Raw genomic sequence first — 20,456 nt, 5'->3', positions numbered from 1 at the left:
GGATTTAAGCGAAATAACATATAACTTAACCTTATTTATTGTGATTATGTTCCATTAAGTACGTTGAATAATGTAAAGATTGGTCTTAAAGTAAACATTAAATAAAACGAAGAAGTTAACCGCATTTAATTTGAAGAACAACACTATCATAATGCCACTCTCTAGATATTTCCTTATTAGTCTAATGACTCTCTTATCTTTGATTCTTCTTGACAGGCGTTCCATAAGTATGTCATGATTAACTTTATGGTTGGTAGAAGGCAGCCTTGGCTAAACCTTGAACTGCCAGCCCCAAGCAGAACCCGGCGTGCAGTTTTCCCGCACCGGGCTCCCCAGAATAGTTCACAATTATTTTCCTAAACACTAAATGTCTGCATGAATTAACTCCGGATATGGTAACTTAAACCATTCACTTTTCTTTAAATACGACCAATACATCCTATGCCTTTGACTTCTCCTTCTCAGGCTTCTTATCCATTGGTTCACAACTTCAGACCGGATATATGAAAGCTTGTTGCCACAGTGGTGGAGTGAGAAATATTGATAGAAACCTCTTAGCATGCTTGTAAGCTGTCTCTGTTGGTCTCTTCTTTTCCAGTGACTATGCGCTTTCAACCATTTGTGCGTCTTGTCGAGGAACTTCCTACAACTTTTAGTCGTGGGCTTTCTAATTAGAGCAAATTGCCCATTGTTACCCACGCCACATATATGTTTGAAACCCAGAAAGTCAAATGCCTCTGGTTTCTCATCATACATTGCTTTCCTTTCCCTAGCATACCTACCAAACAACATTAATCTCGTCTTTTCATCCGCTAGTTGCAGTCCAAACTTATTTATCCTGTACTTAGAGTATTTTTCAAATTTCTCTGCATCCCTCTTGTATTGAAAGCAAGCTACATAGTCATCCGCAAATCTTACCAGATATACTTCACCTTGGGCATATGTCTTAAACTTCTTTTGATACCATAAGTCCAACACATAATGTAGGTAGATATTCGCAAGAATTGGGCTGATAGGCCCACCTTGTGGCGTCCCTTCCCCGTTTATGATTACTATGCCGTTTATCATGACTCCCGCTCTTAGCCATTTTCCTATCATATTCAATATTACAGGATCTTTGACTTTTAGTCTTAGCATTTTCATGAGCCATGCATGGTTAATATGATTGAAGTATCCCTTGATATCTGCCTCGTATACAAATCTTACTTTCTTCTTCACAATGCAGTTCCTTAGTTCTCTAAGCGCTTGATGAGGGTTCCTTTTTGGTCTAAAACCATATGAGAAATCCATAAATTCTGGTTCATATATCGCTTCGAGAATTCTCGCCACTGCTCGTTGTACAAGTCTATCTCCAACCGTAGGGATACCCAATGGTCTAGTCTTGCCATCACCCTTCGGTATATCAACTCTTTTAACTGGTGGCGCTTTGTATCTATTCTCTTTCATACGAGTACATACGTCCTGAACCCTTTCATCAAGTTTACTTTCGAATTCCTTAGTTGTCTCTCCATCTATACCCCTCGCTCCCTTCCTATTCATCATTTTCCATGTTTCTTTGAGAAAGTCCGGAGTGATGATATGAGCAAGTGATGTAAATACTGCTTTCTTGTCGTGTTTAGCTTTAATTGCTATCCCATCCAGTTTCGTTGACATACTTCCCTACCTCTGTTTGTGTAGTTTATGTTTCCCTGTTGGGAATTCATTCTGTCCTACCGCTTCCCCATGTACATGGCTTTCCCATGCTCTGAGTACTACCAGTAAGTCCGACTCCCGACACAGCATCCGCTCGCTTGTGGATGGTCCTTTCGGCTTACGTACTCTGCTTTCCGCAAAGACCGTATCGGGTCTCCCAGGTTCCGTGACAATCCCTTTTCAATCATGCCATGCTCTCAGACCCCGCCGGAGTCTCCACTTTCCTTGCCATTAGCGGAAAGTTACTATAGCCTTCCAAGTTTTCGACCTTGTCGGCCTCCGGATGTTTTAACGAGGCTCAATCGCTTCACTTACGTTACGGCCTAATTTCGCTCTGTCTACGCTTAGCGTGGGTCGTTACCTTCCCACCCCCAAGACTCGATTCTAGGTGAGGCGGCTTCACCCCTTGCCTAGATTGGAATTTCACCAATTGGAATTGCCCAGTTTTCCTGGCGCACCGAAAAACTTCTCCAAGTCCATATCTACGACCCAACGATTCCCTTCGTTAATGTATTCTTTTGCCTTTGAGATAGCCATATGTGCATGTCGGAATCCATAGCTACGCTCTGAGAAGGTTGGTTCGTAGATTTTGTTAAGCTCTCGTGCTATCGCCTGTTGTATCATTCGGTCTAGCACCGTAGGTATCCCTAGTAATCTTGTTCCTCCATCAGGTTTCGGTATTTCTACTCTCCTAACGGGGGAGGGAATATACTTTCCTTCTAGTAACCTTGTCTTTATATTCAGCCAATGATTGACGACAAATCCACGAAGTTCATCGTATCTCATGCCGTCAACACCATGACTTCCTTTATTGGCAATTACTCGTTTCATAGCCATTAACATATTATCTCTGGCTAGAATTCTATCGAGTAGGTCACTAGTATCAACTAATCCATCGTTTTCTCTTTCTCTCTTTGAGTTTCCAAGGACATCACTCAGCGCCCCTTGATTACCTCGAAGTTCCACTTCTACTTGCTCAAGGCGACCTAAATATTTAGTTGTCTGCTTTCTCTGTGATTGTTCTAAGTCTTTCAAAGTTGAAAACCTCCTAACGTTCAGTCCTTCACTTAAAGGTTCATGACCTTTAGCTAATATGACCTCTGCTGACTTCTCATGATAAATCTTGTTTCAACCATGTTTCGAATTTCATCTTCACATGTCCATGAGACCTCCCCAGGTAAGAGCGTGCACTTTCACACCATGTAACCGCCACATTTACTCTTCAAGTTTCGGGTAGTTATTGGACTTTGGTTTGTTGCGCAACCTCATCCACTCGAATGAGCCTCGAATGTGATTCGTGTACCTCGGTTCGGTGCTTTGCCTCCAGCTTCCTTCAGATTCCACCTCACGATGGACACCCTTGCTCTTGGCTAACGGTTGGCACTACCAGCCCCCGTACTGGACTTTCACCAGCAAGTTCACGCCCATGCTGGGCGCACACACACACACACACAAAAAAAAAAAAACAGATTAGCTATCTAACTAATCTGTTTTCTAATCCAAATTCCTCTTTACTTGTAGAGTTTAATCCCATGTATTCAGCAACAATTTCTCTAAATATTGGGGATGCAAATCCCCCAGAACCACCTTGAAAGATTAAAACTGATATTGCTATTTGTGGGTCATCATATGGAGCAAAGCCTGTAAACCATGCATAGTTATCATAATCTTTTTTGAACTGATCCAGTGTATTATTATTTACTTTAGGATTTAAGATTTTAATTGCTTCTCTCATTGCATTGCCTCTATCTTGATACTTAACATTGTCTCTATTTTCAATCATTAATTGTAAAGTTAAATCTTCCACATCACTCAATCTAACTCCAAAGGAACCCATATGCCTTTTAAGATACTCTACTTCATCCGTTGGAGGTATCTTGCCAGAACGCTGAGCTGTACCAGTTTTACCTGCTACTTTAACAGGAAGATTTCTAAAATATGTTTGGGCTGTTCCCGTAGTAGTAGTAAGGTGCATACCGTAGTTTATTTCATCAAGGTTTTTTGGGTTTTTCAGTTCAATCTTTTCGGCTAGTATAGGTTCAAATACCGTAACAGACTTATCTTCAAATTTTTGTACTTTTCTTACTAAACTTAGATTATATCGATTCCCACCATTTGCAAGAGTAGCCATATAGTTTACCATTTGAAGGGACGTATAAGCATGCTCCCCTTGACCAATGGCAAAGTTCATAGTGTCAGCAGTTGACCACCTAGCCTGAGCAAAATAGCTATATTTAATAATGTCCGTAAATATATTTGCCCTATCTTCTTTTACTCCTAGGTTTACTAATCTTCTATTTATTTCTCCTCTAGCTGGGTTTTCATCTGTCCAACTTACGATTTCTTTAATAATGCCTAGTCTAACCTCATCAGATACTTCAATCTTTTCTTTATCTAAATCTGATTGCTTTAAGTGTGCTGTAAGGTGACTTCTTAACATACCCCTAACCACTTCTGTCTTCTTTTGAATATTTGGTATTCCAGGGTTTCTTTCCCTTGGAGTGTCTATTTCAATTCCAGTCATATCATTAAGTCCAAATTTCCTAGAATATTCAACTAAAATATCCATATTCATTCTTATTGGTAAAGGTCTCCCTACACCATAATCGTATCCATTAGCAACAGAGTAAAAATAGTAGTTATTAGAGTCTGCTATAGCCTGATGTATACCTTGATAACCCATAGTTTCTCGTCTTTGATTCCATAGCCAGTTACCAAAGGAGTGTCCACCAACTTGAATAAACCCTCTATCTAGTATTTTATATTCAGGACTTAGGCCTTGCTCAAGTCCTGCAAGTCCAACAATCATTTTATATATAGAACCTGGCTGTATAGCAGTACTAAGGGCAATATTTGTTAAAGGCCTAGGTGCTAAGGGATCTCTCTGATTTTCTGGGATCAATTTATTCCAATCCTCTAAACTAATTCCTGTAGCAAATAAGTTTGGATCATAAGCAGGGTAATTTGCTAGAGCTAGTACCTCGCCTGTTTTTACATCAGTAACAACTACTGAACCAGAAGTTGCGTTAACCATAGGTCCACTTGTACCTTGTAATCTATTTGTCCCCCATTGGGTTTGATAAGTTCCACCAACCTGTATTGTTTTTAATACATCCTCTAGGGTCTGTTCTGCTACCCTCTGTAAATTTGCATCAAGTGTTAAATATAAGGTTCCTCCAGGAATAGCATCGACATTTTCAATAAGATTTACAAGCCTTCCCCTAGAGTCAACTATTACTTTTCTATAACCATCTGTTCCTTTTAATTCTTCCTCAAATCTCTGTTCAACACCAGTTTTACCAATGATATCTGTCGGTAGATATCCTAATTCCCGGACATAACGATCTATTTCTTTTTGATCTGAAATTTTACCTAAGTTACCAAGAACATGAGCCCCTAGTTTACCCTCCGGATAATATCTAACTGGTTCAATTTCTATATTTACCCCTGGTAGCTTTATTATGTTTTCTTCAATCTGTGTTACAGACTCCTCAGATATATCTTGAGCTATTTTAACAGGTCTATATTGTAAGTATCCAGACCTTCTTAATTGATCCCTAACTACCATGACTTTTCTTGCCTCTGCATCACTATAGTCAGCAGGTATTTTAAATGTCTTATTTCTCGCTATTTGAAAGGCTTCGTAGGCATCTATATCTAAATCAGTTATTCTATAATTTTGAAGCCATTGTTCTTTTCTCATTTGTTCAGTAAATTTCCATGTCAGTCTAGAAATAGGAATGCTTAACTCAGGAATAGCAATAAGCTGTTGCTGAACTTCAATAGCCAGTTCAGAGTTATTAACTATATCTTCCATAGTTAAATCTAGACGAATTCCATACCTCTTTCTTAAAATATCAAAGGCCTCAATTGCTGTGTACTCTTCCTGAATGTTATAAGTGTCCTTCCACTCCTGAATTTTAACATCAAAAGTAAAAACATAATCACCCTTTTCAGACATAACAATTGGGAAATCGTCAATAAATCTATCACCATTTTTTTCTAAAATGCTAATTACATTTAATGCTACTTCATTAATCTTTTCATCTATTATTTCATTTTTCATTATATGGACAGCAAAACTAGGCCTATTACCTGCTAATAATCGGCCATATCTATCCTTTATTTCAAACCGCGGTGCACTTGTTGGAATTGTTTTAAAAATACTATTTTCAGCCTGAATTCTATATTCTTCTCCTCTAACTATCATAATTGACATTAATCTAAGAAGAATTATTATACATATTATCCCAAATACAAGTATTGCTACGTTATAACGGTCCTCTAGTTTTTTAAATATCATAATATATCACCGTTTCTATTTCTAGAATTTTAAAATCCTTTTTTTATACAATTTAAATACATATAAATAGACAAATATAGAAATAATAGAGTTATAAAGAACTTGAATAATAATAGATAAAATTGGTAAATCTGATAATGCTATATCATGTCTTAACACATATATTAGAGTAATGTTTACCAATATATAAAAGAATGTAGCTATGGCCGTAATAAAGAAAGATATAATTAGGTTATCCTTAAACACCTTTCGATTTATTAAGCCAATAAAATATCCAGTTAGCATATAAATTAAGGCATAGACACCTAAGGCCTGTCCATATAACATATCATGCATTATACCAATCACAAAGCCATATATTGCACCTTTATTTTTATCGGAAAAAAGAGCAAAGCAAACTATAATAACTAAAGTAGTATTTGGTACTACTCCGAATATGCTAAAATACTGAAAAAGAGTGCCTTGTAATATGAAATTTAGCAAAACGATAAGCCAAGCCAAAATAGTCCCCATTATTTTCCCCTTTTAACACCAATTAATTTAATGGAATATATACTAAAACTTTGTTTAATCTTTTAAAATTAACAGATGGTTCAACTGTTATAGTCTTTAACAGTTGGTCTGTTGTTCTAGATACCTCTATAACTTCACCAATCAAAATGCCCGATGGATATATACCTAATCCAGAGGTCAAAAGCTTGTCCCCAACAATTACTTCCGCCAGTGGATCAAACAGATATCCTGATAACTCGTAATTTACACTTCCGGTAATTATCCCTTTAAAATTTTTATTTCTCATTATTTGAAAGCTCACTGAACTATTATTATCTATTATAGATATTACCTTCGACCAGTTTCCCCCAACTTCGAAAACTCTACCCACTAGTCCATTAGAGGAAACAACAACAGAATCAAGTTTAACTCCATTTTCTTCACCAATATCAATAACAAATGTATCAAACCAGTTCCCAGGATTTTTACTAACTATATTGGCAGCAATATGCCTATAGTTTTCCTCCTTAGGAACGTAGTTTAATGCATAGGATAAGCTTCTTAATTCCTCAAGTTCATCTCTTTCTAGTCTAGCCTTAATGATTTGTTCTCTTAAATCTTCAACTTCTGATCTAAGCCCATCATTTTCACGCTTAATTCTGGAATAGTTTACAACTGGATTTACTGCATCTCTCACAAAATTTATACCAGTTGTCGTAGATTTTTGAATTGGAGTTATAACATTTCCTAACCACTTCTCAATAAAGTGTAAATTTTCCCTTTGGTTTGAAGTAATTCCTACAACTATTATAAGAGCAATAACGACAGATGTCACTATTATGGCCGACCTATTCTTTTTATTATCTTTAGCCATTTCATATCACCAACTTCTACTTAAGTCTTTTCGGTATCAAAACCCTTTTCATTGTATCTATTGCTTCAATTGCCTTTCCTGTCCCTAAAACAACGCAATCTAATGGCTCTTCTGCTATTTGAACTGGCATACCAGTCTCTTTTCTAACTAGTCTATCTAAACCATCAAGTAAAGCTCCACCACCAGTTAATACTATACCCATCTCCATAATATCAGCTGCAAGCTCAGGAGGAGTTTTTTCTAAAGTATATTTAATTGCGTCAACTATGTGGCTCACTGGCTCTTTTAAAGCCTCCATAATTTCTTTAGAAGTAATTTCTAAGGTTTTAGGTAGTCCTGAAACCAAATCTCTACCCCTAATAATCATCTTTTGTTCAACAGATTTAGGGTATGCAGAACCAACTGTTATCTTTACCTCTTCAGCAGTTCTTTCACCAATCATTAAATTATATGCTTTTTTAATATATTGTACAATAGCTTCGTCTAACTCGTCCCCACCAATTCTTATTGATCTAGCTGTAACAATACCACCTAAGGAAATAATTGCTACCTCAGTTGTACCACCACCTATATCAACAACCATGCTACCCGTAGGCTCCTCTACTGGAAGTCCTGCTCCGATTGCAGCAGCCATAGGTTCTTCTATAAGATAGCACTCTCTAGCTCCAGCTTGAAGCGCAGCATCTTCAACTGCCTTTTTTTCCACCTCTGTAACTCCAGAAGGAACACAAACAACAACTCTAGGCTGAATAATGGTTCTTCTTGGATATGCTTTTCTAATAAAATATTTTAACATACTTTGGGTTACGTCAAAATCTGCAATAACTCCATCTTTCATCGGTCTTATAGCTACTATATTTCCAGGTGTTCTACCAATCATTTTTTTAGCTTCTTCACCTACAGCCAAAACAGTCTTAGTATCATTTTGAATAGCAACTACAGAAGGCTCTCTTAATACGATACCTTTTCCTCTTTTATAAACTAAAGTGTTAGCTGTTCCTAAGTCTATTCCCATATCACGAGATAAAAATTTAAAAAAACCCATGTTGTATTTCCTCCTCTATTATTACATCAATTGTCTTTCTTTTAAGCTACAATAGTTATTATCCCCCATAATTACATGATCCAACACTTCAATACCAATTATTTTTCCAGATTCAACTAATCTTTTAGTAATTAGAATATCCTCCTTACTAGGCTGTGGATCTCCACTAGGGTGGTTATGGGCAAGAATAATTGAAGCACTGCTTCTTTTTATTGCTCTTAAAAATACCTCCCTAGGGTGAACGATAGATGCATTCAAACTACCAATAGATATATTTTCCACTGATATTACTTCATTTTTTGTACTAAGCAATATAATGTTAAAATGCTCCTGTTTTAAATGTCTCATTTCCTCCATTAGTAGATTTGAAACATCCTCAGGTCCTTTTATTCTATAATTATTGACTCTTGTTGATAAGGATATACGCTTTCCTAACTCAATAGCAGCAATTATTTGTGAGGATTTTGCTAGACCAATTCCTTTTAACGAACTAAGCTCTTCTATTGAGCAGTTTGCTAAAAATCCTATCCCTTCATTTGAAAAGCAAAGAATACTCCTAGCCAAGTCTATTGCAGTTTTATCCTTTGTACCTGTAGATAAGATAATTGCAATAAGCTCAGCATTTGATAAGGACCTAGGTCCATACTTCATCATCTTTTCTCGGGGTCTCTCATATCTAGGCATTTCTTTTATTGTTGTAATATACTTTTCATTCTCCATCCTAAAATCTCCTTAATCTTTTTTTAAAAGAGATGAAGGTTAAAATGCTTATGCAACAATTCTCCTAGTATATAGATTGGTAGCCCAACCACATTATTATAATCACCTTCGATTTTCTTTACAAATAAGGCTGCCTTACCTTGAATAGCATAAGCTCCAGCCTTATCGATATGCTCTCTAGTTTTAATATATCCATCTATTTCATTCATTGATAATTCTTTAAAGAATACTTTTGTTATTTCACAATGGGTAACTCTATAGTCATTTACATTATCAATAATAGATACACCTGTCATAACTCTATGAGTCTTCCCAGAAAGTGATTTTAGCATTGATTTTGCATCTTCGTCATCTCTAGGTTTACCTAATATATTATCACCTACTACTATAGTGTCTGCGCCAATTATAATAGCAGGTGCTTTTATCTTATCCATAACTGCAAAAGCCTTTCTATGTGCTAATTCCTTAACAATTGATTCTGGATCACTATGATCCTTTATTGTTTCATCAACATCACTTACAATTACATCAAAGCTTATGCCCATAGTTTCTAATAATTGCTTACGTCTAGGAGAGGCAGAAGCAAGAACAATTTTCATTTATTATCACCTACAGTCTTTTAAATATTCCTATTGCCAATAGTAAGCCTATCAAACTCGCAACATTAATATCAAATAAAAGAGTGAAGTTTAAATGTATTATGCCTAGATTAGCATTAAAATTACTGATACCTAAAGGTCCTGGACCATAAGATAGTACTGGTAACATATTTCCTAGGAAAGAGCCAATAAGACTACCTAAAATAACTCCAGTAACGATAAATACCACTAATACTAAAGAGCTTTTTTGCTTACTCAATTTATTTTCCCCCTAATATGCTTAAATAATTAATTAAATTTTTACTATATAATTAGTTTTTGTAACAGTGTAATTTGCTGTAATACCTATAAAGACACCAGTGAATATACTTGTAAGAGTCATTATAGGTAAATAGACAAATATTTTTGGATTATTTATAATAGTAGCCGCAACAAAAAGCTGTGCAATATTATGTCCTAATGCTCCAAATACACTAACACCAACTAAACTAAAGTACTTACTATAATATTTATAAATTAACCACATTAGAGTTGTACTAACAAGTGCTCCTGAAACGCTATAAAACATAGATGTAATTGCGCCAGTAGCTAAACCTCCTATTACGCATCTAAGCAAATTTACTGTAAGGGCACATTTAAATCCAAAAATAGTTAAGGTTATTAGACCAATAATATTAGCTAGTCCTAGTTTTGCCCCAGGTGCAATACCAATGAAAGGATTTGGCATTTGAGCCTCTAAAATATGCAATGCTAAACCGATTGAAGTTAATAAAGCTAAATATACAATTTTTCTTGTCTTCATTTTGCATCTCACACTTTCTTATGATATACAATAGTTTATCATTTTTATTATTTACAATATGCTATGCAAGCACACATATACATCATTAAAAGTTTAACACTAAAATTTTGAAGTTACAAGTGGTAAATAATTTTAATGTAAACGTAATAAAAGCGACCTAAGTCGCTTTTATTATACTTTTAAATATTAATTTTCTTTGTTCTCATCTTGAGCATCTTTGTTCTCTAGAGTAATCTCTTTATCTTCTTCTCTTAATCTACCTTCAATTGCTTTTGTAGGACATTTTTGTACACACACATAGCAATTAGTACATTTTTCATAGTTTATAAATGCTAGGTTATCTTTAAAGTCAATTGCTTCGAAAGGACATGCTTTTACGCACATTTTACAAGCAATACATGCAACACTACATTTTGGTCTAACGACTTTACCAGTCTCTTTATTGTTACAAGAAATAATTACTGCCTGCTCAAATGGTACCATATCAATTACACTTTTTGGACAAGCTTCAATACATTTATTACAAGCAGTACATTTTTCTGGTATAATTCTTGCGATTCTACCATCTGCAATTTCGATAGCGTCGAACTGACAGGCTCTTACACAAGTTCCTAATCCAACACAACCATAATCACATGTCTTGCTTCCGCCTGCTAATAAAGATGCAGCAACACAGTCCTCAACACCTTGATATTCATACTTCTCTTTACATTTATGAGTAGTTCCGTTACAAATTACTTTTGCTACTTTTCTTTCTGTAGCATCCACAACTACTCCCATAATTTCAGCTACTGCCTTTGCACAGTCTGGACCCCCAACAGGACATCCATCAACTGGACAAGTACCTTCAACAACAGCTTTTGCGAAACCATCACAACCTGGAACCCCGCAACCACCGCAGTTTGCTCCTGGTAATACATCACGGATTGCAGTAACTCTAGGGTCTACCTCAACAGCAAATTTTTGAGAAGCATATGCTAAGCCAGCCCCAAATAGTAAACCTAATCCACCTAAACTTACAACTGGATATATAATATTTTCTATATTCATATAATCACCCCTCTACACAAGTCCAGCGAAACCTAGAAAAGCTAGTGACATTAAACTTGCAGTAATTAATGCAACTGGAAATCCTTTATAAACTTCAGGTACTCCTGCTGTTTCAAGTCTCTCTCTAATAGCTGCAAATAAAACGATTGCTAAAGAGAAACCTACTGCAGCACCAATAGCATGAACTATTGTATAAAATAAATTGTACTCTAATTGGATATTTAAAATTGTTAAACCTAGAACCGCACAGTTTGTAGTAATTAGAGGAAGGAAAACCCCTAATGACTGATATAAAACAGGGCTAGTTTTTTGAATAACCATCTCAACGAACTGTACAAGTGATGCAATAATTAGAATGAATGCAATTGTTTGCATATATTCTAAACCTAGATTATCTAAAATTGTTCTTTGAACAATCCAAGTCATAATTGAAGCTAAAGTCATAACGAATGTTACGGCCATACCCATACCAACAGCAGTTTCAACTTGTTTAGAAACTCCTAGGAACGGACAAATACCTAAGAAACGAGATAATATAAAGTTATTAACTAAAATAGCACTTACTAATATTATAAATATAGTTTGTATAGACAATTCGACACCTCCTATAGCTCATTAACGTTTTTAGCCATTATTTTGTTAAATAGTGCCAATAATAATCCTAGCACTAGAAAGGCCCCTGGTGGCATAGCTATTATTGTTGCAGGTTGGAACGATTCTCCAAATAAAGAGTTTCCGAAGATTGAACCATAACCTATAATTTCTCTAACAACTCCTAATATAACTAATGCTATTGTAAAACCAAGACCCATACCTAATCCATCTACTAAAGAGCCAATAGCTGTGTTTTTAGATGCAAATGACTCTGCTCTTGCTAAGATTAGACAGTTAACAACTATAAGTGGGATAAAAATTCCTAAGCTAGAATATAAAGCAGGTACAAATGCATTTAATACCATACCTATCATTGTAACGAAAGTAGCTATAACTACTACGAACACAGGTATTCTTATATTAGCTGGAACAACTTTTCTTAATAAAGAAATAGCTACGTTTGATCCTAATAGAACTGCTGTTGTAGCAAGTCCCATACCTAATGCATTTTCTGCTGTATTAGTAACAGCTAGAGTAGGACACATACCTAACATTTGTATAAAAACAGGGTTATCAAATAAAATCCCCTTAGAAAAAATTCTACCAAATTTCAAAATAGTCACCTCCAAATTAACGAGTTTTTAAAACCTCTACAAACACACTTCTTGCAACGTTTACTCCATCTGCAACTGCATTAGTAGACACCGTAGCTCCAGTTATAGCATTGATATACTGATCTCCAGTTTCTCCACCTTTAGTAGCAATAAAGTTTTCTTCTGTTCCTCTACCAACAAATTGGTTTAAAAATACAGGTTCAGTAATCTTTGTTCCAAGACCAGGAGTCTCTGATTGAGTACCAATTTTTACTCCAGTAATACTACCTTCAATACTAATACCTGTTAATACTTCTACTCTTCCACCATAACCGTTAGGGTTAGTTTTAACAGTGTATCCAACAACTTCTCCAGCAGTAGAACCTTCATAAATTTCTACAATCAAATTTCTATCTTGATGCACTTCTGAATCTACAAGTTCAAACTCCTCTGCCTCTGGTAATAAAGCAGCAATGGCAGCAATATTTTCTGCATGAAGTCTTTCTTTAATTATTCCTTCTGTAGCACTATTAGTTACTCCTAATACTGTAGCTGAAACAGCAGTAAAAACTAATAGTATAAGTCCCATTTTAATCATATCTTTCATTGCTATTTCACCTCCCCAAATACTCTAGGGCTTGTATATCTATCGATTAATGGTGCAGCAACGTTCATTAGTAGAATTGAGAACCCTACTCCCTCTGGGTAAGCACCAAATATTCTTATAAGGGATGTTATAAGCCCGCATCCAAACGCAAAAATAATTCTACCCTTTGGTGTAATCGAACCTGAAGCATAATCAGTAGCCATATAAATTGATCCAATCATTAATCCACCAGAGAATACATGATAAGCCATGAAGTAAAAATCAAATCCACTATACACTAGCATTATTGCAGCAACTGTGCCTACATAAATTAGTGGTACTTTTGGAGAAATTATTCCTCTATAAACTAAATAAATTCCACCTAAAATTAAAAGAATTGCTGAAGTTTCACCTAAGCTTCCACCAATACTACCAAAGAACGCATTCATTAGAGAAGGTGCTCCTGCTGGAACTGATGTAAGATTTTTAACGAAACTTAAAGGCGTTGCAGTTGAAAGTGCATCTACACCAGGTGCTCTCCAATCTGTCATATTCCCTGTCCAAGAAATTGTTAACATAATTCTAGCAGCGAGGGCTGGGTTCATAAAGTTTCTACCTAAACCACCGAATACTTGTTTAACAATGGCAATTGCAAATACAGAACCTATTACAGGTATCCACCATGGTACTGATGGTGCTAAGTTAAGACCTAGTAATAATCCAGTAAGTGCAGCACTGTAATCATTTATTGTAACAGGTTTACCCATTAGTTTTTGAACAACCGCTTCTGTAGCTACAGCTGTAAGTACAGCAAGGGCTAATACCATTGCAGCGCTAGCTCCGAAGAAGTATATACCAGCAACTGTTGCTGGAAGTAATGCAATAATTACATCTAACATTATTTTTTGTACTGTACTATCATCCCTAAAATGGGGTGACGAAGTAACAATTAGTTTACTCTCCATTTATTTCCCTCCATGCACTAATTTTTTTGCTTTCGTTTTTTAGCTACGATTGCATTTTTAGCTACTCTTATTGAATGAAGCAAAGGAAGTTTAGAAGGACAAATATATGAGCAAGATCCACATTCAATACAATCTAGTGCTCGATATTTTTCTGCATGCTCCATCATGTTGTGTTTTGAGTATTCAGCAATTTGAACTGGTCTTAAAAACGCAGGACAAATCGAAACACATCTACCACATCTGATACAATTAGATGGTTCAGGCATTCTTGCTTCAGCTTCATCGAATACAATTACACCCGAAGATCCTTTTGTAATAGATATTTCATCTGTATATTGAGCTAGTCCCATCATCGGTCCACCCATAATTAGTTTTTTAGGCTCAACCGCATATCCTCCACATTGCTCAATAACTTCTTTTACTGATACTCCTACTTTTACAAGTAAGTTTTGTGGATTTGTAATCCCTTTACCTGCAACTGTAGTTATTCTTTCTATTAAAGGCATACCAGTTTTGATTGTATTAGCAACTGCAGCAGCTGTAGCAACGTTGTTAACAATTACTCCTACATCCATTGGTAGTCCACCTGAAGGAACTTCTTTTTTAGTAACTGAATAAATAAGTTGTTTTTCAGCTCCTTGAGGGTATTTAGTTTCTAATGCTGCAACCTTAATGCCTGGTTCATCTTTAACAGCATCAAGCATCACTTGGATTGCATCCATTTTGTTATTTTCAATACCAATTACTGCGTTTTCAACATTACAGGCTTTCATCATTGCTTTAAGACCAAATACGATATCTTGAGGTTGTTCAAGCATTAATCTATGGTCAGATGTTAAATAAGGCTCACACTCTGCACCATTTAAAATGATTAATTCAATTTTTTTCTCAGGAGGTGGTGAAAGTTTAACATGAGTTGGGAATGTAGCTCCACCCATACCAACGATACCTGCATCCTTAATAATGTCAATTATTTCTTTTGAACTTAGAGACTCTAAGCTTCCTTTTGGTTGAATGCTCTCATGAACTTCATTTAATCCATCAGATTCAATCACCACACAAACAACTTCTCCACCAGTAATTGATGGTTTAACTGCTATTTCTTTTACTTGTCCACTAACACTTGAGTGAACAGGTGAAGAAACAAAACCTTGCGGCTCACCAATTCTTTGCCCTACCTTTACTGTGTCGCCTGCTTTAACTAAAGGCTCACAGGGTGCACCGATGTGTTGCTGCAATGGTATTATAACAGTTTTTGGCTCCACGGCTTTTACAACCTTCAGATGCTCTGTTGCTTCTTTACGCTCTGGCGGATGAATACCGAGTTTAAAAGTTAAAAATTCCATTATTTGTTTCACCCCTAATTCTATAGATTTTGTTGAATAATTTAGCCTTTTTTTACCGATAATACTAATACTTCCTTTTATTAGTACAAAGGTAAATATATACCATCACTTTTTCTATGTGTTAGGTAGAAAAAGGCTTTGTTAATTTTGTAGCATTCTGCAATGTATCGATATACACATAATAATATAATAATACATTATTTAAGTTTTAACAAGTACACATAAACTTTCTTTAATATATTCCTTTAACCAATTAATAACCGATAAGTCTGTAATTGGCAATTCTTCAATCTTTTCCTTAACTTCCCTAGTATTAAAAATAAATTTATTATTTTTGAAATAATGTTCGTAAAAATAATCTATACTGCTATTTGCCATAATACACGTAATTATTGTATCAGCCATATTTCCTAGGGGTGGTCTGTCTATATGTGAGTGCCTAAACATCGCTCTCACAAAAGTACCAGTTCCTAGCTTTGACCTAATTTCAAAGCTACCATCACATTGTATTGCACTGGCTTGAAATAAAGGTAGGCCTAGGCCTACCTTTCTTGTTGTTCGAGTAGTTACGAATGGATCTAACACTTTTTTTAGAAGTTCTTCATCCATCCCAATTCCATCGTCCTCAATTTCAATACAGTAGGTATCATTAACTAAATCCTCAATTATTTTTATTTTAATAAAAGAGGATTTAGCAGTAATCGAATTTTGAATTATATCTAATATATGCAGAGACAGTTCCTTCATTGTACTCTTCCTTATCATTTATTTGACTTTTCCAATGCATTAATTATGCACTTTATTGATTGTCTTTCCACTTCAACAAAAAATTCTCTTTCTAAAATTTGTCCAAGACTATGAGCATCCGAACTATATATTTTATTATAACTTTCAAAGTTCGGGCAAAGTTTTTCAACTGATTTCAAATCACCATAACCACATATTTCAATTGCATTAATTTTAAGTTCAGGATTAATAAATCCTAAATTTGATATTATACTAAATCTATTTCTATTAATATGAGCCGGGATAGGTATGCCATTTAATTTTCTAATTTCATCTATTATTTCTTCTAATGATAACCCTATAGATCTAGATAATAGCATTTGCTCTTCCCCTATGATATTATCGTTTTCATCATAAATTAGCTGATTTCCAAACATCTCTTTATTATTTTTATCTCGCGGTAGATGCATGTCTATTATCCTTTGAAATTCTCTAACGGATTCTATAGTTTCAAAGTATCCGAGCACATGCACTTCCTCTTTAGTTGTTATTTCCACACCAGGTATACAAATAATATCATTTTTATTAGCTACCTTTAGAAATACTTCTATATTCTTTAATGAATTATGGTCAGTAATAGCAATAGCATCTAGTCCCTTAAGTTTTGCCATATTAATAATATTGTTTGGAGTCATTGTAAATTCAGCACAAGGAGATAGTCCACTATGTATGTGTAAATCAACGGCTAGCTTCATTTTTTATCAACAAGCCTACTAATTTTACATGCTAATTCATAGGCCGTTAGGTTACTTCTGAAAATAGGGATATCTTGCTCTTCGGATTTTTGTATTGTACTTTCATCAATCTCAGCATTCTCTGGAATAATTATGCAAGACGCATCCCCTAAAGCAGCAACTGCTACAATATTAACATGAGTTTGAATAGTTATCCACGCATCTCCAGGTTTTATATTTCCCATTACCCAACTTAATAAATCACCGATATATACGCCAGACATATTCATATCAGTTATATCAATGTTTTTACTCACGATTTCTAGTTGCAAATTTTCAATGAGCTTTTCGATTTTATACATAGCATAACCCTTCTTCCAAGTGAATTAGAAATATATTTGAACATCTAACTCCGTATATTTTCCTAGCACTGACTTAATTTTAAATTCATCAGAACAGCTTTTTATATTTGGCAGACCCATCCCAGCACCAAAACCTAATTCTCTTACTTTATCAGTTGCTGTTGTATAACCCTCCTGCATAGCTAATTCTATATTTTTTATACCTGGTCCTCGATCCTTTGCTTTAATACTTATTGCTTGCTCCTCTATATTAACTTCAATATATCCTCCCTGTGAGTGGATTACTATATTCATCTCTGCCTCATATGTTGAAATAGCCACTTTCCTAGTTGTTTCCGACGGTACTCCAAGTTGTTTTAATTTTTTCTTTATATCACTAGAGGCTTGTCCTGCTTTTACAAAATCTTGTTTTTCTACTTCATATACAAGCTTTATTACAGTCACTTCCTTCCTATAGTTTATCTTTGTGTAATATTTGAACCTTTTAGTCCATTATTATATAAAATTCCACAACTTGTATATAAAATATTTTTGGTGGACATTATAACTATCTCATTATCCTTAGCAAGGGTGATAGCATCATCATCGGGGTATTTGCCACGAACAAAAACAATTGCTCCTATATCCATCATTTCTGCTGTTCTAACTGTGTGTGTATTTACAAGACCTGTAAGTAAAATCGCCTTATCTTTTACAAAAGCCAGTACATCGCTCATTAAATCACAAGCAAATGCAGAATTAACCTCCCTATCTAAAAACTCAGATCCACATATTATCTCAGCATCAAGTAGGTCCTTAATTTCTCTTAAGTTCATAACAATCCCCCTGCTATCCTTTATTTAGTAAATTCAACAACTCTAAACAAGCTATCAAGATATAGACTATGTATCCTATGATTATTTTCCTTACTTTCTAAAAGCTCTTTAGATGAATTAATATTATTCTTCTGATATATTACTGCTTTTTCAAAAGCACTTTTATTAAAATATCTTCCCGAAAATTTATCGTCAGTAATTTTAATATTTAAATTATCTAGTAATTCCTCGTGCTTATTAAGAAGCTCTACGTATGTGCTCGATCCACCATAATTATACCATTCTTCAGATTGTTTATCTATTAATTCTATAATATTATTGATATCCCCTATAATCTCTGCAACTATACTATCTTTTTCATCATATTTAACAACCTTTTTCGGAAGAAACATTTCACTAATAAATGCATCAGGATAATGTCCCTTAACTTCATCTATTTTACCCTCTACGTCAGCTCGCTTTGTAGACCCATGTGTAAATATTTTAAATTTGTTATCAACACTATAAATCAAATGTGGTAGGCCCTTATTATTTAGCTCACCAATCAACTTGTCAATATTGCTTCGGTCAGCAATACTTGCTATCTGTATAGCGTAAACAGCCAACGGCTTGATTTCTCCAACCTCAGTTAGGTTGCTTTCTACCTCTTTCTCTTCCTGCTTTTCTTCTTGCCCAGGCAATAAAATTTCCTGCGTATTATCACCTAATAATTCACTTGAGTCAAATACGGGAACTATCCAATTCTCAGTAATCTTAAGGCCAATATATATGGCTCCTACTGGAAGCAATATACAAAAAATAATTCCGAAAATTATTCCCTTCCTTAAACCACTATGCTGTGTTCTCTGTCTAAACTTTCTTCTTCTCATTTTAACACCCCATTTAATAGAATTATTAATCATTAAACATGCCTATCCTATTATATATATAATAGAATAAGGTCAAATTATTCCACTAAATGAAAACAAAAAAGAAGCCCGATTTTCTCAAGCTTCTCTATATTCTTACTGCCTTTGCATATGTTCTCGTATACACTGCTTCATTTAAAGATGAAATTACTATTCCTCGCCTACCACTAGTGGCAGAATGAATAAACTTTCCATCACCAATATATATGCCCACATGACTTATTGTTCTAGAACTACCATTATTAAAGAAAACTAAGTCACCTGTCCCTAAATCTGATTTAGAAACAAACATACCTATAGTAGCCATGTCCCTAGAGCTTCTCGGGAGTCTTACTTGCTTTTCTTTAAGATAATCACTGTAGTATTGGTTAAAAATATATGTTACAAAACCTGAGCAATCAAAGGAATTAGGCCCTGTACTACCATATCTATAGGGTGTACCAATGTATTTAGATGCTACAGTACCTATATTACTCAAATCTAGACTACGTTTACCTGAACGATTAACAGAATTTATTGTAATTCCTTCTATTTCAACAGAACTGGCATCAACCCATCCTTCTACATCATTAAAAAGTATATTAAACCAGCCCCCATTATAGTCCTTTATATATACCTTAGTACCTTCTTCAGCACTTACAAGAGTTTTACTTTGTGCATCTAGACTAGTTTTAACCTCTGCCTTAGAAACCACTTTACCTGATGGATAGCTGTTAGTCTCACTGATTTCTACAAAATCCCCATGAATCCAACCCTTTACGCCATTCTTTAAAAACACTTGATACCAAATATCATTTATTCCAATAATAGTTACTTCTTCACCTATACTAAGACTAGAAATTGTATTAGTATCTGTTGAAGGGCCACTTCTTACATTTAAGACATTTGTCGTGATTTTCCCAATCTTTACAATTTCTTTGTTATAATCACTAACAACTGAATCTCTATAGATCCATCCAGTTGAATTTTGTAAATCATCTATAAAATCTATTTTATACCAATTATCTTTTACTTCAGTAATAAATAGTTGTTCACCTAATGTAATAACCTTCTTTATTTCACTTTCGAAGTTTGGTTCTTGCCTAACTAGTCCTTCTTTAGCAATGTTTGTACCATTTTTGCCATATACAATTGTAGTGCTACTAAATAAAGTCAAAGCTATGAATAATGCTACAAAATAACTCTTGTTTTTTTTCATATATGCACCGCCTTGTTTTGGACTTGTTACTTCACACTATATAATTCTATAT

Annotated in this window: 23 protein-coding genes; all 23 read right to left on the bottom strand. The window is 34.9% G+C overall.

What is annotated here, in order from left to right; all coding sequences use genetic code 11:
- Window positions 1–363: 363 nt before the first annotated feature.
- The gene (gene ltrA, locus HZR23_RS10160) at window positions 364–1,653 is read right to left on the bottom strand and encodes a group II intron reverse transcriptase/maturase (protein WP_132849900.1); all 1,290 of its coding nucleotides are present in this window, start codon (window positions 1,651–1,653) and stop codon (window positions 364–366) included.
- Window positions 1,654–2,115: 462 nt separating this feature from the next.
- Entirely contained in the window at window positions 2,116–2,727 is a 612-nt protein-coding gene (locus HZR23_RS10155; RefSeq protein WP_213050214.1) for a reverse transcriptase domain-containing protein, read from the bottom strand.
- Between the two features lie 439 nt (window positions 2,728–3,166).
- Window positions 3,167–5,995: a penicillin-binding transpeptidase domain-containing protein gene (locus tag HZR23_RS10150; RefSeq protein ID WP_132849170.1), complete on the bottom strand. Its 2,829-nt coding sequence runs from the start codon at window positions 5,993–5,995 to the stop codon at window positions 3,167–3,169.
- 21 nt (window positions 5,996–6,016) lie between these two features.
- Complete coding sequence (gene mreD / locus HZR23_RS10145) at window positions 6,017–6,508, bottom strand: rod shape-determining protein MreD (protein ID WP_132849169.1); 492 nt, start codon at window positions 6,506–6,508, stop codon at window positions 6,017–6,019.
- A 22-nt stretch (window positions 6,509–6,530) separates the two neighbouring features.
- Window positions 6,531–7,361, bottom strand: coding sequence for a rod shape-determining protein MreC (gene mreC, locus HZR23_RS10140; protein WP_132849168.1), 831 nt, complete (start codon window positions 7,359–7,361; stop codon window positions 6,531–6,533).
- A gap of 16 nt (window positions 7,362–7,377) precedes the next feature.
- Window positions 7,378–8,406, bottom strand: coding sequence for a rod shape-determining protein (locus tag HZR23_RS10135; RefSeq protein WP_132849167.1), 1,029 nt, complete (start codon window positions 8,404–8,406; stop codon window positions 7,378–7,380).
- Window positions 8,407–8,427: 21 nt separating this feature from the next.
- A complete protein-coding gene (radC, locus tag HZR23_RS10130; RefSeq protein ID WP_132849166.1) occupies window positions 8,428–9,126 on the bottom strand; it encodes a RadC family protein in 699 nt (232 codons plus the stop codon).
- A gap of 23 nt (window positions 9,127–9,149) precedes the next feature.
- Entirely contained in the window at window positions 9,150–9,725 is a 576-nt protein-coding gene (locus HZR23_RS10125; RefSeq protein WP_132849165.1) for a Maf family protein, read from the bottom strand.
- A gap of 10 nt (window positions 9,726–9,735) precedes the next feature.
- Window positions 9,736–9,984 carry a DUF4321 domain-containing protein gene (locus HZR23_RS10120; RefSeq protein WP_132849164.1) on the bottom strand — a complete coding sequence of 83 codons (249 nt, stop codon included), beginning with the start codon at window positions 9,982–9,984 and terminating at the stop codon, window positions 9,736–9,738.
- Between the two features lie 33 nt (window positions 9,985–10,017).
- Window positions 10,018–10,527 (bottom strand): Gx transporter family protein, encoded by a 510-nt coding sequence (locus HZR23_RS10115; protein ID WP_132849163.1) that lies wholly within the window; start codon window positions 10,525–10,527, stop codon window positions 10,018–10,020.
- A 186-nt stretch (window positions 10,528–10,713) separates the two neighbouring features.
- Window positions 10,714–11,577: an RnfABCDGE type electron transport complex subunit B gene (locus HZR23_RS10110; RefSeq protein ID WP_207667909.1), complete on the bottom strand. Its 864-nt coding sequence runs from the start codon at window positions 11,575–11,577 to the stop codon at window positions 10,714–10,716.
- A 12-nt stretch (window positions 11,578–11,589) separates the two neighbouring features.
- On the bottom strand, window positions 11,590–12,165 hold the full coding sequence (gene rsxA / locus HZR23_RS10105; protein WP_132849172.1) for an electron transport complex subunit RsxA: 576 nt from the start codon (window positions 12,163–12,165) through the stop codon (window positions 11,590–11,592).
- Between the two features lie 17 nt (window positions 12,166–12,182).
- On the bottom strand, window positions 12,183–12,785 hold the full coding sequence (rsxE, locus tag HZR23_RS10100; RefSeq protein WP_132849162.1) for an electron transport complex subunit RsxE: 603 nt from the start codon (window positions 12,783–12,785) through the stop codon (window positions 12,183–12,185).
- A 16-nt stretch (window positions 12,786–12,801) separates the two neighbouring features.
- Entirely contained in the window at window positions 12,802–13,371 is a 570-nt protein-coding gene (locus HZR23_RS10095) for an RnfABCDGE type electron transport complex subunit G (protein ID WP_132849161.1), read from the bottom strand.
- A gap of 2 nt (window positions 13,372–13,373) precedes the next feature.
- Window positions 13,374–14,315 carry an RnfABCDGE type electron transport complex subunit D gene (locus HZR23_RS10090; RefSeq protein WP_132849160.1) on the bottom strand — a complete coding sequence of 314 codons (942 nt, stop codon included), beginning with the start codon at window positions 14,313–14,315 and terminating at the stop codon, window positions 13,374–13,376.
- A gap of 17 nt (window positions 14,316–14,332) precedes the next feature.
- Entirely contained in the window at window positions 14,333–15,661 is a 1,329-nt protein-coding gene (gene rsxC / locus HZR23_RS10085; protein ID WP_132849159.1) for an electron transport complex subunit RsxC, read from the bottom strand.
- Window positions 15,662–15,862: 201 nt separating this feature from the next.
- Complete coding sequence (locus HZR23_RS10080) at window positions 15,863–16,408, bottom strand: ATP-binding protein (protein WP_132849158.1); 546 nt, start codon at window positions 16,406–16,408, stop codon at window positions 15,863–15,865.
- A 14-nt stretch (window positions 16,409–16,422) separates the two neighbouring features.
- Window positions 16,423–17,142, bottom strand: coding sequence for a PHP domain-containing protein (locus HZR23_RS10075; RefSeq protein WP_132849157.1), 720 nt, complete (start codon window positions 17,140–17,142; stop codon window positions 16,423–16,425).
- On the bottom strand, window positions 17,139–17,483 hold the full coding sequence (locus HZR23_RS10070) for a DRTGG domain-containing protein (RefSeq protein WP_132849156.1): 345 nt from the start codon (window positions 17,481–17,483) through the stop codon (window positions 17,139–17,141). The genes HZR23_RS10075 and HZR23_RS10070 overlap by 4 nt, the downstream gene beginning before the upstream one ends.
- Window positions 17,484–17,507: 24 nt before the next feature.
- On the bottom strand, window positions 17,508–17,927 hold the full coding sequence (locus HZR23_RS10065; RefSeq protein ID WP_132849155.1) for an ATP-binding protein: 420 nt from the start codon (window positions 17,925–17,927) through the stop codon (window positions 17,508–17,510).
- A gap of 14 nt (window positions 17,928–17,941) precedes the next feature.
- The gene (locus HZR23_RS10060; protein ID WP_132849154.1) at window positions 17,942–18,298 is read right to left on the bottom strand and encodes a DRTGG domain-containing protein; all 357 of its coding nucleotides are present in this window, start codon (window positions 18,296–18,298) and stop codon (window positions 17,942–17,944) included.
- 20 nt (window positions 18,299–18,318) lie between these two features.
- The gene (locus tag HZR23_RS10055) at window positions 18,319–19,167 is read right to left on the bottom strand and encodes an SPOR domain-containing protein (protein WP_132849153.1); all 849 of its coding nucleotides are present in this window, start codon (window positions 19,165–19,167) and stop codon (window positions 18,319–18,321) included.
- 127 nt (window positions 19,168–19,294) lie between these two features.
- Complete coding sequence (locus HZR23_RS10050; protein ID WP_132849152.1) at window positions 19,295–20,404, bottom strand: C40 family peptidase; 1,110 nt, start codon at window positions 20,402–20,404, stop codon at window positions 19,295–19,297.
- Between the last annotated feature and the right edge of the window lie 52 nt (window positions 20,405–20,456).

Source organism: Serpentinicella alkaliphila (assembly GCF_018141405.1).
GTDB lineage: Bacteria > Bacillota > Clostridia > Peptostreptococcales > Natronincolaceae > Serpentinicella > Serpentinicella alkaliphila.
Note: the sequence above shows the minus strand (reverse complement) of the source record. Positions and strands in the feature narration are given on the sequence as shown.

Coding starts and splice junctions, on each gene's coding strand:
- radC (WP_132849166.1), bottom strand. CDS start 9,126: ATGGAGAATGAAAAGTATATTACAACAATAAAAGAAATGCCTAGATAT.
- HZR23_RS10095 (WP_132849161.1), bottom strand. CDS start 13,371: ATGAAAGATATGATTAAAATGGGACTTATACTATTAGTTTTTACTGCT.
- HZR23_RS10055 (WP_132849153.1), bottom strand. CDS start 19,167: ATGAGAAGAAGAAAGTTTAGACAGAGAACACAGCATAGTGGTTTAAGG.
- mreD (WP_132849169.1), bottom strand. CDS start 6,508: ATGGGGACTATTTTGGCTTGGCTTATCGTTTTGCTAAATTTCATATTA.
- rsxC (WP_132849159.1), bottom strand. CDS start 15,661: ATGGAATTTTTAACTTTTAAACTCGGTATTCATCCGCCAGAGCGTAAA.
- HZR23_RS10135 (WP_132849167.1), bottom strand. CDS start 8,406: ATGGGTTTTTTTAAATTTTTATCTCGTGATATGGGAATAGACTTAGGA.
- HZR23_RS10115 (WP_132849163.1), bottom strand. CDS start 10,527: ATGAAGACAAGAAAAATTGTATATTTAGCTTTATTAACTTCAATCGGT.
- HZR23_RS10075 (WP_132849157.1), bottom strand. CDS start 17,142: ATGAAGCTAGCCGTTGATTTACACATACATAGTGGACTATCTCCTTGT.
- HZR23_RS10050 (WP_132849152.1), bottom strand. CDS start 20,404: ATGAAAAAAAACAAGAGTTATTTTGTAGCATTATTCATAGCTTTGACT.
- HZR23_RS10110 (WP_207667909.1), bottom strand. CDS start 11,577: ATGAATATAGAAAATATTATATATCCAGTTGTAAGTTTAGGTGGATTA.
- HZR23_RS10080 (WP_132849158.1), bottom strand. CDS start 16,408: ATGAAGGAACTGTCTCTGCATATATTAGATATAATTCAAAATTCGATT.
- mreC (WP_132849168.1), bottom strand. CDS start 7,361: ATGGCTAAAGATAATAAAAAGAATAGGTCGGCCATAATAGTGACATCT.
- ltrA (WP_132849900.1), bottom strand. CDS start 1,653: ATGTCAACGAAACTGGATGGGATAGCAATTAAAGCTAAACACGACAAG.
- HZR23_RS10070 (WP_132849156.1), bottom strand. CDS start 17,483: ATGTATAAAATCGAAAAGCTCATTGAAAATTTGCAACTAGAAATCGTG.
- HZR23_RS10060 (WP_132849154.1), bottom strand. CDS start 18,298: ATGAACTTAAGAGAAATTAAGGACCTACTTGATGCTGAGATAATATGT.
- HZR23_RS10125 (WP_132849165.1), bottom strand. CDS start 9,725: ATGAAAATTGTTCTTGCTTCTGCCTCTCCTAGACGTAAGCAATTATTA.
- HZR23_RS10090 (WP_132849160.1), bottom strand. CDS start 14,315: ATGGAGAGTAAACTAATTGTTACTTCGTCACCCCATTTTAGGGATGAT.
- HZR23_RS10150 (WP_132849170.1), bottom strand. CDS start 5,995: ATGATATTTAAAAAACTAGAGGACCGTTATAACGTAGCAATACTTGTA.